The organism is Pelomonas dachongensis (assembly GCF_043555865.1).
GTDB lineage: Bacteria > Pseudomonadota > Gammaproteobacteria > Burkholderiales > Burkholderiaceae_C > Pelomonas > Pelomonas dachongensis.
In genome coordinates this window covers 146,242-158,892 of the sequence record NZ_JBIGHY010000001.1, presented here as the reverse complement: position 1 = coordinate 158,892, position 12,651 = coordinate 146,242, and the positions used below count along the sequence as shown (strand labels likewise).

Annotated in this window: 16 protein-coding genes; 8 read left to right on the top strand and 8 right to left on the bottom strand. The window is 68.5% G+C overall.

Annotated elements, in window-relative coordinates:
* The first annotated feature begins 1 nt into the window (after window position 1).
* The 4 genes from ACG02S_RS00755 to ACG02S_RS00740 all read left to right on the top strand — a co-directional run bounded on the left by ACG02S_RS00755 (window position 2) and on the right by ACG02S_RS00740 (window position 3,235).
* Window positions 2-820, top strand: coding sequence for an esterase/lipase family protein (locus ACG02S_RS00755; RefSeq protein WP_394468526.1), 819 nt, complete (start codon window positions 2-4; stop codon window positions 818-820).
* A gap of 67 nt (window positions 821-887) precedes the next feature.
* Entirely contained in the window at window positions 888-1,658 is a 771-nt protein-coding gene (locus tag ACG02S_RS00750) for a DUF4184 family protein (RefSeq protein WP_394468525.1), read from the top strand.
* A 65-nt stretch (window positions 1,659-1,723) separates the two neighbouring features.
* The gene (locus ACG02S_RS00745) at window positions 1,724-2,323 is read left to right on the top strand and encodes an ATP-dependent Clp protease proteolytic subunit (protein ID WP_394468524.1); all 600 of its coding nucleotides are present in this window, start codon (window positions 1,724-1,726) and stop codon (window positions 2,321-2,323) included.
* A gap of 15 nt (window positions 2,324-2,338) precedes the next feature.
* Window positions 2,339-3,235, top strand: a complete 897-nt coding sequence (locus tag ACG02S_RS00740) for an alpha/beta fold hydrolase (RefSeq protein WP_394468523.1) — start codon at window positions 2,339-2,341, stop codon at window positions 3,233-3,235.
* Window position 3,236: 1 nt separating this feature from the next.
* On the opposite strand, the gene ACG02S_RS00735 is transcribed toward ACG02S_RS00740, so the two are convergent.
* The 6 genes from ACG02S_RS00735 to ACG02S_RS00710 form a co-directional block, all read right to left on the bottom strand.
* Window positions 3,237-3,572, bottom strand: a complete 336-nt coding sequence (locus ACG02S_RS00735; protein ID WP_394468522.1) for a hypothetical protein — start codon at window positions 3,570-3,572, stop codon at window positions 3,237-3,239.
* An 80-nt stretch (window positions 3,573-3,652) separates the two neighbouring features.
* Window positions 3,653-4,072 (bottom strand): copper chaperone PCu(A)C, encoded by a 420-nt coding sequence (locus ACG02S_RS00730; RefSeq protein ID WP_394469290.1) that lies wholly within the window; start codon window positions 4,070-4,072, stop codon window positions 3,653-3,655.
* Window positions 4,073-4,189: 117 nt separating this feature from the next.
* Entirely contained in the window at window positions 4,190-4,798 is a 609-nt protein-coding gene (locus ACG02S_RS00725; protein ID WP_394468521.1) for an OmpA family protein, read from the bottom strand.
* A 354-nt stretch (window positions 4,799-5,152) separates the two neighbouring features.
* Window positions 5,153-5,542 (bottom strand): hypothetical protein, encoded by a 390-nt coding sequence (locus tag ACG02S_RS00720; protein ID WP_394468520.1) that lies wholly within the window; start codon window positions 5,540-5,542, stop codon window positions 5,153-5,155.
* 180 nt (window positions 5,543-5,722) lie between these two features.
* A complete protein-coding gene (locus ACG02S_RS00715) occupies window positions 5,723-6,946 on the bottom strand; it encodes a type II toxin-antitoxin system HipA family toxin (protein WP_394468519.1) in 1,224 nt (407 codons plus the stop codon).
* 22 nt (window positions 6,947-6,968) lie between these two features.
* Window positions 6,969-7,364: a helix-turn-helix domain-containing protein gene (locus ACG02S_RS00710; protein WP_394468518.1), complete on the bottom strand. Its 396-nt coding sequence runs from the start codon at window positions 7,362-7,364 to the stop codon at window positions 6,969-6,971.
* Window positions 7,365-7,737: 373 nt separating this feature from the next.
* On the opposite strand from ACG02S_RS00710, the gene ACG02S_RS00705 reads away from it, so the two are divergent.
* From ACG02S_RS00705 to ACG02S_RS00695, 3 genes are read left to right on the top strand one after another with little or no spacing between them, the layout of a single operon-like run.
* Window positions 7,738-8,133, top strand: a complete 396-nt coding sequence (locus tag ACG02S_RS00705) for a GntR family transcriptional regulator (protein WP_394468517.1) — start codon at window positions 7,738-7,740, stop codon at window positions 8,131-8,133.
* Window positions 8,130-9,017 carry an ABC transporter ATP-binding protein gene (locus ACG02S_RS00700; protein ID WP_394468516.1) on the top strand — a complete coding sequence of 296 codons (888 nt, stop codon included), beginning with the start codon at window positions 8,130-8,132 and terminating at the stop codon, window positions 9,015-9,017. Before ACG02S_RS00705 ends, ACG02S_RS00700 begins: the two co-directional genes overlap by 4 nt.
* On the top strand, window positions 9,017-10,465 hold the full coding sequence (locus ACG02S_RS00695; RefSeq protein WP_394468515.1) for a hypothetical protein: 1,449 nt from the start codon (window positions 9,017-9,019) through the stop codon (window positions 10,463-10,465). The genes ACG02S_RS00700 and ACG02S_RS00695 overlap by 1 nt, the downstream gene beginning before the upstream one ends.
* A 9-nt stretch (window positions 10,466-10,474) precedes the next feature.
* Here ACG02S_RS00695 and ACG02S_RS00690 read toward each other — a convergent pair whose 3' ends face one another.
* On the bottom strand, window positions 10,475-10,951 hold the full coding sequence (locus tag ACG02S_RS00690) for a flavin reductase family protein (protein WP_394468514.1): 477 nt from the start codon (window positions 10,949-10,951) through the stop codon (window positions 10,475-10,477).
* Between the two features lie 58 nt (window positions 10,952-11,009).
* On the opposite strand from ACG02S_RS00690, the gene ACG02S_RS00685 reads away from it, so the two are divergent.
* Window positions 11,010-11,966: a M48 family metallopeptidase gene (locus tag ACG02S_RS00685; RefSeq protein WP_394468513.1), complete on the top strand. Its 957-nt coding sequence runs from the start codon at window positions 11,010-11,012 to the stop codon at window positions 11,964-11,966.
* 4 nt (window positions 11,967-11,970) lie between these two features.
* Here the strand turns inward: ACG02S_RS00685 and ACG02S_RS00680 are convergent, their stop codons facing one another.
* Window positions 11,971-12,603 carry a Crp/Fnr family transcriptional regulator gene (locus ACG02S_RS00680; RefSeq protein ID WP_394468512.1) on the bottom strand — a complete coding sequence of 211 codons (633 nt, stop codon included), beginning with the start codon at window positions 12,601-12,603 and terminating at the stop codon, window positions 11,971-11,973.
* Between the last annotated feature and the right edge of the window lie 48 nt (window positions 12,604-12,651).

Here is a 12,651-nt window from a genome sequence, read left to right as displayed (position 1 = left end):
CATGTCCGCCTCCCGCTCGCCGCGCCGCTCCAAACCCACGCCCGCCCTGCCCGACACGCACGACCTGCGCGCCCCGAACGCGTGGCTCTTGATGCTCGAAGGCCGGGCTCCATGGGAGTACGCGGCGCTGCTGGCCGCCCTGCCGTGGATGCGCAAGCTGCAGAAGTTCCCGCGAGGCGACGGCCACCCGGTGCTGGTGTTCCCCGGCCTGGGTGCCAACGACCTGAGCACCGCGCCGCTGCGGGCGCTGCTGGACTCGCTGGGCTACGCCACGCAGCCCTGGGGCCAGGGCTTCAACTTCGGCCCGCGCGCGGGCGTGCTGGAACGCATCGAGGCCGACCTCGTCGAGCTGCACCGCCGCCACGGCGGCCGCAAGGTCAGTCTGCTGGGCTGGAGCCTGGGCGGCATCTATGCGCGCGAGCTGGCCAAGCTGCGCCCGGCGCTGACGCGCTGCGTCGTCACGCTGGGCACGCCGTTCACCGGCCACCCGCGCGCCACCAACGCATGGCGCTTCTTCGAGCTGGTCAGCGGCCAGACCGTGGCCGACGACCATGCGCTGATGGAACAGATCCGCCAGCCGCCGCCGGTGCCGACGACGTCCATCTATTCGAAGACCGACGGCGTGGTGGCCTGGCGCTGCAGCGTCAACGAGCCGTCGCCGCTGGCCGAGAACATCGAGGTGCAGGCCAGCCACATCGGCCTGGGCGTGAACCCGCTGGCGCTGTATGCGCTGGCGGATCGGCTCGCACAGCCGGAAGGCGCGTGGGCTCCGTTCGAGCCCAAGGGCGCGCGGCGCTGGTTCTACAAGCCCGGCGCCTGACCGGCCGCGTTCTCCTGCTGGCGCGGTACTTGCGGCGCCCTCCCCCTGACCCGCTGACGCCCGACCCATGCCCTGGACCTTCGCCCACCCGGCGGCCATCCTGCCGCTGCGCTCCCTGTGCCCCCGCTGGCTGTCCCTGCCGGCGCTGATCCTCGGCGCCATGGCGCCCGACATGAGCTACTACGTTGGCATGCACGGCCCGTGGTCGGCGTTCTGCCACACGCCGTGGGGCATCGTCACCGCCTGCCTGCCGGTGTGCCTGCTGCTGCTGGCATTGCTGCTGCGGTTTGCGCGACCGCTGACAGTGCTGCTGCCGCAGCCGCACCGCAGCCTGGTGCGCGCGCAGTTGCTGCCGTCGCCGCACCCGCTGTGGCTCGCTGCGGCGGTGGCCGTGCTGTCCATCCTGCTGGGCGCGGCCACCCACGTGCTGTGGGACTCATTCACGCACCAGGGTCGATGGGGGGCCGAACTGTTGCCCGAGCTGGACGAGACGCTGCTGGACGCTGCGGGCCGCTCGTTCCACGTCACGCACCTGCTGCAGCACCTGAGCACCGCCGTGGGGGTTGGGTTGCTTGCTATCGCGTATTGGCGTGCGCTGCGCGATCAGCCCACGGCTGCGCCACGGGCGCAAGACACGCGTCGCACGCGGTTGCTGCTGGCCTGCCTGGCCGGGGCCGTTATTGTCGGGGCCGCCTCTGCCTGGGCATTGACACCAGCCACGCTGCCGGCCTACGTGTCGCACCGCGTGGTGCGCACCGTCGTCTGGAGCACCAGCTGCTTCGCCGCGCTGTACGTGCTCGCCTGCCTGGTCTGGTGGCGGCGCCTGGGCGACGCTTGAGCCCACGCTTTCACGCCGGTATCGCTTCTCGCGGTAAGGTATCGCCCTCAACCCGGACCCCGACCATGCAACACCACACCCTCGCCGCCGCCGAAGACAAGGCCGCCAAGAAAGACGCCCCCGAGAAGATGGAAGAGCAGCTGCTCTTCAAGGGCCGCTTCGTGATGATCTTCGGCGAGATCGACGACAAGATGGCTCACACCACCTGCCGCCGCCTGCTGGCGCTGTCGCAAGAGTCCGACGCCCCGATCACGCTGCTGATCTCGTCGCCCGGCGGCCATGTGGAGAGCGGCGACGCCATCCACGACATGATCCGCTTCGTGCGCGCGCCGGTGACGGTTGTCGGCACCGGCTGGGTGGCCAGCGCCGCGACGCACATCTACCTGTCCGTCCCCAAGGAGCGCCGCGTCGCGCTGCCCAACACGCGCTTCATGATCCACCAGCCCGCAGGCGGCGCCGGCGGCCAGGCCAGCGACATCGCGATCCAGGCCAAGGAGATCATCCGCACCCGCGAGCGCATTGCCGCGGTCATCGCGCGCGAGACCGGCCAGCCGCTGGAGCGCGTGCGCATCGACATCGAGCGCGACTTCTGGATGGGCACCGAAGAGGCCATCGCCTACGGCCTGGTGTCGCGCGTCGTCGAGCGCCAGATCGACATCGGCTGACCCCCGGGCCGGGCGATGCAGCTCAGCGCCAACGGCGTCGGCATCGAAGTCGACATCCAAGGCCCTGACGACGGCGAGCCGCTGCTGCTCATCATGGGCCTGGGCATGCAGCTGGTGGCCTGGCCCGATGGCTTCGTCGACGAGCTGGTGGCGCGGGGCTTTCGCGTCATCCGCTTCGACAACCGCGACGTCGGGCTCAGCCAGTCGTTCGACGCCCTGGGCCTGCCCAACATCCCGCTGGCGGCGCTGCTGCACACGCTGCGCCTGCCTATCCGGCCGCCCTACCAGCTGGCCGACCTGGCCCGTGATGCCGTGGGCGTGCTGGACGCGCTGGGCATTGACCGCGCCCACGTCTGCGGCGCGTCCATGGGCGGCATGGTGGCGCAGCACCTGGGCTTCGCGCACGCGCAGCGCGTGAAGAGCCTGACGCTGATGATGACCAGCAGTGGCCACCGCAGCCTGCCCAAGGAAAGCCTGAAGGTGCGCCGCGTGCTGCTGTCGCGCCCGCGGCCCGGCGCCACGCCGGAGCAGCAGCTCGCCAACATCCTCGATCACTTCGTGCGGCTGTACGGCGTCATCGGCAGCCCGGGCTTCCCCACGGCGCCTGCCGCTTTGCGCGAGCGCATCGCGCAGGGCGTGAAGCGCGCCTACCGGCCGCAGGCGGCCGCGCGCCAGCTGGTGGCTATCGCGGCCGACCGCCACCGCGCCGAGCGCCTGCCGCGCATCACGGCGCCGACGCTGGTGCTGCATGGCGAGGGCGACGCGCTGATCCCGGTGGCCGCTGCGCACGACCTGGCGCGGCGCATTGCGGGCGCGCAGCTGAAGATCATTCCCGGCTGGGGCCACGACCTCCCCGAGCCGCTGTGGCCGCAGCTGGCCGGCGCCGTCCAGGCACGCGCCGGTACGGCCTGATTCAGCGCTGCACGTCGGCCAGCGACGCGATGGCCTCGTAGGCCTGCCGCGCCTCATCCAGTTGGGCGCCGCCCTGCAGCATCGCCTTGCGCAAGGTCAACAGCGCCGCCTCGGTCTGCTGCTCCTGGTCCGACACCGTGCCGTCCTGGTTGGTGTCAGCGCCTGCATGTACCGCGCCGGTGATCGTCTTGGCCCAGTCACCGGCCGCACGGCTGCCGGCGGGCGACACGTTGACCACCACGGCAGCCGGCTGCGCATCCACCCGCCGCACGGGCGCGACCGCCTCCGTCGACGTGACGGCGGCGGTGCTGGCAACGGGCTGGACGGCGTTGATCATGGTGTGCTTTGCGGGCTCTCGTGCGCTGGTATCGGCAGTTCAACGCCAGACTGAAGCGGTTTTTGCAGCCGTTGCAGCGCCTACTTCGTGCGGGCCTGCGCCTTGACCTCGACGGTGGTGCGCTTCTTGTCCTCACCTTCCAGCGTCAGCGTCAGCGGCACGGTGTCGCCAGCCTTCACGGGGCCCTTCAGCCCCATCAGCATGACGTGGTAGCTGCCGGGCTTCAGCGCCACGGCTTGGCCGGCCGGCAGCGCCAGCACGTCGACAGCGCGCATCTTCATGACGCCATCGTCCATCTTCATCTCGTGAATCTCGACCATGTCGGTCAGCGGCGAACTGACCGACACCAGCTTCAGCGGCTTGTCAGCGGTCAGCTGCATGAACGCACCCGTGGCCTGCTGCGGCGCCACGGTGGCCCGCACCCAGGGGTCGACGACCTTGACCTGGGCATGGGCGGCGAAGGCGGTGAGAAGGGTGGTGGCAATCAGCAGGCGGCGCATGGCGATGACTTCAGGAAGCAACGGGAAGCTCCCATTGTGCGCAGTTCCGCCTGAGGTGCACGGTGCGGGGCGATCACCGGGCCGAAGGGGCGCCGGCGACCCGCCCGCCGAACCCGCTCAGCGCATCACGATCAGCTGCACACGCCGGTTCGTGCTGCGGCCCTCGCGGGTGTTGTTGTCGACCAGCGGCGCAGATTCGCCGTAGCTGATGGTCGCCATCCGCGCCAGTGGCATGCCGGCGCGCGCCAGGTGCATGCGCACGGCTTCGGCCCGCTTCAGGCCCAGCTGCTGGTTGCCCGCATCGCTGCCGGTCGAATCGGTGTGGCCCTGGATCTCGACGAACACCGGCTGGTTGTCGGCCTTGAGCTTGGCGACCAGTTGATCGAGTTCCCGAGCGGCCTGCTCGGTGAGCTGGGCACGGCCCGAGCTGAACTTGATCTTGTCGTCCGTCAGCATGACGGTCATCAGCAGGCTGGGCGGCGGAATCTTCTTTGCCGCCTCGGCTCGCGCGGCAGCCTCCTGCTGCAACGCCTGGATGCGCGCCTCGCTGCCCGTCAGCCGGCCATCCAACGCCTTCAGGCCCTCGTCATGCGCCTGCACCCGGGTGCCCAGGCCGTCCACGCTGCTCTGCACCGGCGCCACGGTCTCCTTGACGAATTCCTTGGTGGCACAAGCACTCAGCAACAGAGCGCTGCCGGCAACGATCAGGGGCGAAAGTCTCAACATCGGTGGTCTCGTGAAGAAGAAGGAAAGCCCACTCTAAGCAGACCTGCCGAGCCAAACGTAGCGAGCTGTGAGCAATCCTTGCGTCGTCAACTGTCGACATTCACTGAGCTCTGAACTCAACCGACTGCCGGATCAAGCACTTGTACCAACCATGCTCAAAGCGTCCTGAACTTCGTATTCATTCAACTCTGAACGTTTACGGATTTCGTTCATTCAACGCTGAACTTTTACGAATTCTTATGGGCCCCGTCCTTGCCCACCGTCCCGCGTCCCCGACTGCCATCACCCCGTGATGGCGCGCGCCCGAGCAGGCCATCGGCCTCCCGATGCCTCCCACTTCTTCCACCTTGGCGTTCAGTGCTTGCCGGCCCGCCGTTCTGCTTTCCAGGCAAGCCAGCGCATGCATCCGGCGACCTCATTGGAAACCGCCCATGGACGACAGCCTCGCTTCACCCAGGCTGAGCCCGCAGGGGCGTGGCGATCCTGCCGACGCATCGCCTGCTGATCCTTGAGCACGCTTGCAGGTCGATATCCCGTGCGAGCTTCAACGACCTGGCCAGGCTGGGCATGTTGGACCACACCAGCTCCATGATGAATGCCGTCGTCGGCGTGGATCTGCTCGACGACCTTGGCCAGCATCGACATGGGCGCCTCATCGAGCAGCGTGCCGATGTGCGCCATGAAGTCGTCCGGCATGTTGTCGGTGCGCAGGGCATCGCGCAGCACCTCCGGTTTGGCATCCATGCGTGTTGCCGCCGACGCCGGATTGACCTGGGGCGACTACCTTCAGATGCCCCTGCCGGCGACGACGGTTGCCAAGCAGCAACGTCAAGCGACCTGCAATCGCCCGGTCAGTGGGTCAATGGGCGGTCGGCACGCGTGCTGTGAAAGGGTCAGTCTATGGCTGGCGCACGCACCCGCGTGCTACCTGGCGAGGCCCTGGGTTGTCCTGTTGATGAACTCGGCGCGCTGATCCTTTAGATTCGGTCCATCGATGTACTGGGCCAACTGGTCCACGTCGCGATTGCGTACACCAAGGTCCTGGAAGAACTTCTTCCACCCATCCACGACGGCAGCCACGTGCTTGACCGCCTCCACGGCCGTGTCTTTGGTGAGCCCGAAGGCCTGTACTTCCGACAGCGCGTTCTCCATCGACGCATCGGCCTGCTCCTTGCCAACCCTGAGCTGCTGTTGGCCCAGCCCCTGAACCGACGGCACGACGTCGTAGGCCGGTGACAGGTCGTAGAACCCGTCGGCCGCGCGCACGAACGCATGGTTCTTCTCATGGTCATCCGTGTTGTCCATCAAGATATTGAAGACCATGCGTTTGAACAACTCCTTTTGCTGCCCGCGAATGGCTTGCGCTCGTCCGATCCGACGCAGGCTCTGTGCAAGCTCCGGGTAGCCCATGGGCAGGCCGTTGGCGCGCAACACGGTGTTGGCGGAGATCACGTGCGAGCGCTGATCGCCGCAGCGATCAAAGCGCTTCACGGCGAGGGCGTGCCCGTGGGACAAGGGCAACGCGCGCGTCTGCGCCACGTCGATCCCGCATTGGCTGGCCAGACGCATGGTGGCGTGCTCGACAAGCTCCGTGTTGAAGTCCTCTCCTTCGGAGAACTTCACGACCCACTGCGCGCCGTCCATCTCGATCAAGGACTTGGGCCGAGCGCCGCCGAACGACGGCCCGGGCTTGACCAAGCGCACCAGCCGCTCGTCCAGCTTCTCGTCGGCCAGGACCGCAGCAACCGCACGCTGCATGTCATCGAGGTTCGCCAAGCTCGCCATGGCCCCACCGCTGCTGGGCCGGTAGCCGCCAGCATCCGTCGAGACACCGAGCGCGCCGAAGCGGTCATCGCCCGCAAAGTAGAGGCACTCCAGCACCGACAGCCGTGAGGGCTTGTAGAGGTTGCGAATCACACGCTCGCCCCAGCGATCCGGGCGCGCATCGTCAACGGCGCCGACAGCCATGTCTCGCTCCTTGGGCACGTAGACGCCTCGGCCCAAGGGCAGGTCTTCGCTGAGGGGGAAGCCGTGCTGCAGCCAGTCGGCCGAATACGCCAGGCCGACTTTTCGGTTGCCCTCGGCCAGGAAGATCTGGCCGACGCTTCGCGGCGACGACGGCCCGTCACCAAGCCACCACAGGCTCATGGTGTCTTGCGGCTTGTAGGCGCTATTCACTGCGGCGGCTCCCCCTCTTCTCAATGGCCAGGATCTCCTGCGCCAAAGCCTGGGCGTCGTGCTCTGGCGCCGCCAGATCCCGCAGCGCGCCATCGCGGCCGAGCAGCCACAAAGCGGTGGCATACACGCCCATGCTGACGCGCGGATCGCCTTTCTCCATGGCGGCCAAGGTCGGAACGGATACATCCATCCGCAAGGCCCAAGCCCGCAGCGACTCCTTCCGTCGCTTTCGGCCGAGCCGCAGATGGCCTCCAAGGACTTCCAACGAAATCTGTACAGGACTGGGCAGGCTCGCTACGGAAATGGCGGCTTTGGGCATAAGCCAAGAGTACACACACACGATCTTTTGTGCAATTTTGGCTTCACAGACCAAGTCGCCGCGTGGCACTTGAAAGTCCAGCTCAGCGCCGACAGGCCCGGCAGGCACCGCCCTTCCTGCCCCGGCCCACCAAATGCTTTAGGAGCTGCAGGACGCGCGTCGCGGCCTACCATTAGCCCAAGCCGCCCAGTCGAGCGGGCGCTCAAAGCGAGACGATCCATTGCCGGCAAGCTGGACTTCCAGGCGTTCAACCCGCACGCCCGGCAGCCCACTTGAAATTCAAGAGAGCCCAAAAAGTTCAGAGTTGAATGAACAAAGTTCAGAACTGAATGGTTTTCGACAATTTCGACAAATCGACACTGAACAACCCCTTACCGGTCGCACTCGCCTTGACGGCAACTGTCCACGTGTACTATCGTACTAGTACACATTGGCAGTTTGCATGGATTCCGATCACTTCGTCCACATCAACACTGGTTCCTCCGAGCCCATCTACCGCCAGCTCGTCGAGCAGGTGAAGCGACGCGTGGCGGCCGGTCAGCTCAGGGCGGGCGACGAGATTCCGTCTGTGCGCGATCTGGCGCAGTCGCTGGCCGTGCACCCGATGACCATCTCCAAGGCCTATTCGCTGCTGGAGAGCGAGGGCGTGCTGGAGCGCCGGCGCGGCCTGTCCATGGTGGTAGCGGCGCAGCACCAGCGCGCTCAGTCCGCCGCCGACCGCGTGGAGCTGCTGCGCCCCACGCTGCACCAGGCAGCCGCCGAAGCACGCCAGCTGCAGCTGACCAAGATCCAGGCCCTGAACCTGTTCAAGACCATCCTCGACGAGAGCGCCCCATGACGAGCCAGCACTTCTCCCACACGGACTCCGCCAGCGCCGAACTCAGCGGCGTGCGCCTGTCCTACCCCAAAGGTCCCGTCGTGCTGAACAACCTGGACTGGCAGCTGCTGCCCGGCCAGGTGGTGGGGCTGCTGGGCCGCAACGGCGCCGGCAAGACGACGCTGCTGGAGGCGCTGCTCGGCCTGCGCGAGCCGGACGCAGGCGCCGTGCGCCTGTTCGGCCAGGACGCGCTCGCGCTGGACGACCACGCCCGCGCTCGCATCGGCTATGTGCCGCAGCACAGCGACCTGTTCGAGGGCTTCACGCCGGCCCAGTTGCTGGCGTACTTCAAGAGCTTCTACCCGCGCTGGAACGAGGCCAAGGTGGACGGGCTGATGTCGCGCTGGGACATCGCGCGCGACCAGCCCATCCGCAAGCTCTCTGGCGGCCAGAAGCAGCGCCTGTCCATCATCCGCGCGCTGGCGCACGAACCTGACCTGCTGGTGCTGGACGAACCCGTTGCCAGCCTGGACCCAGCCGGCCGGCGCGACTTCCTGCGCGAGCTGGTGAGCCAGGTGCTGGACCGCGGGGCCACCGTGGTGTTCTCCACGCACATCCTGTCCGACCTGGAGCGCGTGGCCTTCAATGTCGCCTTCCTGAGCGGCGGGCGCATCGCACTGCAAGCCCCGCTGGACGAACTGCTGGACCAGGTGCGCGCGTTCACCGGCAGCGTCACCGAGATGGCCGGGCTGATGGCGCGCCTGAACGCTGAAGCGCTGAAGCGCACGCCGCTGGAAGCCGGCCGCGAGCGCGTGCTGGCAAGGCTGCCGGCCGGCGGGGAGCTGCCCAGCGGCTTGGCGGCCGAACGCGTGAGCCTGGACGACCTGTTCACGGAGTTGACCTGATGAGCACCGCCGCGCGCTACTCGCAAGTGCTGCTGGCCTTCTGGCGGCAGCGCGACCTCAACGCACCACTGGGCCGCCGGCTCGTGATGGCGCTGTTGGTGCTAATTGGCATGACGGGGCTGATCGCGCTGCCGCCAGAAACCGGCTGGCTGTTGGTGGCCGGCCTTTTGCTGCTGGTGGGGCTGGGCGTCTGGCTGGCTGTGTGCGGTAGCCTGCAGGAACAGAATCATCCGACCACCGCACGCACCATGCCTGGCCACGTGCGCACGCTCAGGCGCGCCGCGCTGCTGGGCTGGACGCTGTGCACAGGGCTGTCCACGCTGCTGCTGTGGGCCATCTTTCCGCCCAGCGGCACGGCGCCCGGGCTGCTGCTGACCTGCGGCTTCATCGCCGTGTTTCTGCTGTGGTCGTCGCGCATGGTGTGGCTGTGGCTGCTGTTCACGTTGATGTCACCGCTGCTGGGCGCTTTCAGCGGCTGGCTGGCACCGGCTGCCCAGGCACTGGCTGAGCTATGGAGCGCGCACACCGCCGCAATGGTGGTTGGCGGGCTGCTGATCCAAGCGGCGCTGGTGGTGCTGGCCTTCGACGCCGGCGGTGCCCGTCACCGTGACCGCTACGCCCGCCAGACGCTGATGCGCAGCGCCATGCGCCTGCAGTTGGACGGCCGGCCGGCCAACGCGGCAGCGTGGGGGCGACCGATCGAATGGATGACGCGTCCCTTTGGCGCGGTGGTGGACGCCTGGCAGCGCCGGCTGCTTGCACGCGCCGACAACGGCCGCGCGGCCAGCGTGATGGCCCGGGCCCACGTGGTGTTGCATGGCGCGCACCATTGGATGTACCAGCTGATGGGCATTGGCACGCTGGCCTCCCTGGTGCTCATCGCATTCACCGCGGTGTCCCTCGTGATGCACGTGCCGCTGAAGGCGTTTCTGCCTGGCGCCTTCGGCATGGGCGTCGCCATCGCCAGCATGGGCTTCAACCCCGTCTTCGCGCTGCCCACGGCGTTATGGGAGAGCCGGCGCGAACAGGCCCTGCTGTGCCTGGTGCCCGGCATGCCGCGCGGCGTGGCGCTGAGCCGCGCCGTGGCGGTGGGCCATCTGTGCAACGCGGCCGGGGCCTGGTTGGGCACCAGCCTCGTGCTCCTGGCATTGGGCCTGGTGGCCAGCAACCGCTGGCTGCTGTGCCTGCCGCTGGCCGCGCTCCCCGTGATGGCGGTCAATCTCACCCGCCGCACCGCCACCATGCGTGCGCCGCAGGTGCTGACGACGGTATGGCCCGTGCTCGCGTTCTTAGCGTTGACCGGGGCCCTGTACGGGCTGTCGCAGCTGGGCGTGCCGATGGCGCTGCTGGCCGTTGCGGTGCCTGCGCTGTCGGTCGGCTTGTTGGCGTGGCGCTGGCGCGCGCTCGAAAGGGCGCCGACCGCACTGCCCGTCGGCAGACTCAGCTGACAACGAGTGTCAGATCGGCAGCTCGGTGAAGTACCGTCCGCCGTGGAAGATCAGCGGCTGCGCGCCCGGCCGCGCGGTGCAGCGCTCCACCTCGCCGACGAAGATGACGTGGTCGCCCTCCTCGTAGCGGCTGCGGTTGGCGCACTCGAACACGGCCACGGCGCCGTCCAGCACCGGCGCGCCGCCCGCCCCCTCCCGCCAGGACACGCCCGCGAAGCGGTCGATGTCGCGCATCGCGAAGCGCTGGGCCAGTTCCTTCTGGTCGGCCGCAAGGATGTTGATCGCGTAGTGCGTGCCGTGCGTGAACGTCGGCAGCGAGCCGGCGCGGCGCGCCAGGCTCCACAGCACCAGCGGCGGGTCCAGCGACACGGAATTGAACGAGTTGGCCGTCAGGCCCACGAGGCCGCCGTCCGCCGAGCGCACGGTGACGACGGTCACGCCGGTGGCGAACATGCCGAGGGCGGCGCGGAATTGCTGGCTGTCCATGGCGTGATTGTCGCCAGTCCTACGACGGTGCCTGACCGATCACCGCACAATGCCATCCATGGCTGACCACGACTTCATCGTCCGCGACGACCTGCAGTTCTCCAACCCGCCGCAGCGCCTGTTCGGTGCGTGCGCCGATTGCGCCGCCGGCCGGTGCGCGCCGCCCCGCCTGCGCGGGCGACGGCTGTTCACGGGCCTGCTGGGCGCCGCGGCGTTCGCGCCGGCCTGGGCGCGCGAGGGCGTCGACGTCGGCAAGAAAAGCTGGGCCACCAAGGTGGTCTCGGCCGAGCAGCTGGAGCAGGCCGGCAGCCAGCAATACGCGCAGATGATGCGCGAGGCCCAGCAGCAGCAGGCGCTGGCGCCCGCCAACCACCCGCAGGTGCAGCGGCTGCGCTACATCGCGCAACGCATCATCCCGGTCAGCTACGAGTGGAACGAGCGCGCCCGCCAATGGCGCTGGGACGTGAACCTGCTCGCCAGCCCTCAGCTGAACGCCTTTTGCATGCCAGGCGGCAAGATCGCCTTCTACTACGGCATCCTGGACAAGCTGCAGCTGGAGGACGACGAGGTCGCCGCCATCATGGGCCACGAGGTGGCGCATGCGCTGCGCGAGCATGCGCGCGAGCGGGTCGGCAAGTCGGCCACGACCGGCTTGGTGGTCGAGGGCCTGTCCGCCTTGTTCGGGCTGGGCAACGTGGGCCGCACGCTGGCGGGCTACGGCGGCCAGCTGCTCAACCTGCAGTTCGGCCGCGAGGACGAGAGCGAGGCTGACCTGGTGGGCATCGAGCTGTCGGCTCGCGCCGGCTACGACCCGTCCGCCGCCGTGCGCCTGTGGGAAAAGATGATGTCTGCCAGCAAGGGCGCGCCGCCGCAGTGGCTGTCCACCCACCCGGCCAACACCACCCGCATCCGCGACATCCAGGCCAATCTGCCCAAGGTGGCGGGCCTGTACAGCCGCGCGCCGCGGCCGGAGCGACGCTTCCCGGTCGCGCCGCCGGCCAAGACGGCGGGCTGACGGACTACCAGCGCGCCGGCAACGTCTTCAGCCGCTGGTACTCGCCGGCCGCCACGCGCTTCAGGTAGCCGCCCAGCTCCAGGTCCTTGACCAGCTTGGACACCATCTCGCGCGAGCAACCCAGGCGCTGCGCCATGCCCTGGTGCGTCAGCGCCAGGTGCTGACCGTCGGTGGTGGACTGGTCCACCAGGTTGCGCAGCCGGCCGTAGACGTCGTTCAGCGCCAGCTGCTTGGTCGACAGCGTGGCGGCGCGGGCGCGGCGGATGACCTTGGTCAGCAGCTCGAACGCGAACTCGGGGTGCTCGCTGATGTGCGTCAGCAGGCTGGCCCGCGTGACCATGACCAGCCGGCTGGCCGCCTCGGTGATGACGCTGGCCGAGCGCGGTCCGCCGTCCAGGCTCATCTCGCCGACGTACTCGCCGGGGCCATAGACGCCGTAGGTGATCTCGCGCCCGCGCGCGTCGCTGCTGTAGGCACGCAGCGAGCCGGACAGGATCAGGTAGAGGTTGTCGCCGACCGAGCCTTCCTCGATCAGCACCACGCCCTTGCGGTGGCTGCGCGCCATGCCGCGTGCGGCCAGCAGCCGCAGCGGAGGCGGCAGGACGAGGAGTTCGTTGTCGTACGTGTCTTCAGCCATCCGGTCTTGCCACGGGCAATGGGCACCGCAGCGCGCCGGATGTTAGTC

Coding starts and splice junctions, on each gene's coding strand:
- ACG02S_RS00755 (WP_394468526.1), top strand. CDS start 2: ATGTCCGCCTCCCGCTCGCCGCGCCGCTCCAAACCCACGCCCGCCCTG.
- ACG02S_RS00750 (WP_394468525.1), top strand. CDS start 888: ATGCCCTGGACCTTCGCCCACCCGGCGGCCATCCTGCCGCTGCGCTCC.
- ACG02S_RS00745 (WP_394468524.1), top strand. CDS start 1,724: ATGCAACACCACACCCTCGCCGCCGCCGAAGACAAGGCCGCCAAGAAA.
- ACG02S_RS00740 (WP_394468523.1), top strand. CDS start 2,339: ATGCAGCTCAGCGCCAACGGCGTCGGCATCGAAGTCGACATCCAAGGC.
- ACG02S_RS00735 (WP_394468522.1), bottom strand. CDS start 3,572: ATGATCAACGCCGTCCAGCCCGTTGCCAGCACCGCCGCCGTCACGTCG.
- ACG02S_RS00730 (WP_394469290.1), bottom strand. CDS start 4,072: ATGCGCCGCCTGCTGATTGCCACCACCCTTCTCACCGCCTTCGCCGCC.
- ACG02S_RS00725 (WP_394468521.1), bottom strand. CDS start 4,798: ATGTTGAGACTTTCGCCCCTGATCGTTGCCGGCAGCGCTCTGTTGCTG.
- ACG02S_RS00720 (WP_394468520.1), bottom strand. CDS start 5,542: ATGGATGCCAAACCGGAGGTGCTGCGCGATGCCCTGCGCACCGACAAC.
- ACG02S_RS00715 (WP_394468519.1), bottom strand. CDS start 6,946: ATGAGCCTGTGGTGGCTTGGTGACGGGCCGTCGTCGCCGCGAAGCGTC.
- ACG02S_RS00705 (WP_394468517.1), top strand. CDS start 7,738: ATGGATTCCGATCACTTCGTCCACATCAACACTGGTTCCTCCGAGCCC.
- ACG02S_RS00700 (WP_394468516.1), top strand. CDS start 8,130: ATGACGAGCCAGCACTTCTCCCACACGGACTCCGCCAGCGCCGAACTC.
- ACG02S_RS00695 (WP_394468515.1), top strand. CDS start 9,017: ATGAGCACCGCCGCGCGCTACTCGCAAGTGCTGCTGGCCTTCTGGCGG.
- ACG02S_RS00690 (WP_394468514.1), bottom strand. CDS start 10,951: ATGGACAGCCAGCAATTCCGCGCCGCCCTCGGCATGTTCGCCACCGGC.
- ACG02S_RS00685 (WP_394468513.1), top strand. CDS start 11,010: ATGGCTGACCACGACTTCATCGTCCGCGACGACCTGCAGTTCTCCAAC.
- ACG02S_RS00680 (WP_394468512.1), bottom strand. CDS start 12,603: ATGGCTGAAGACACGTACGACAACGAACTCCTCGTCCTGCCGCCTCCG.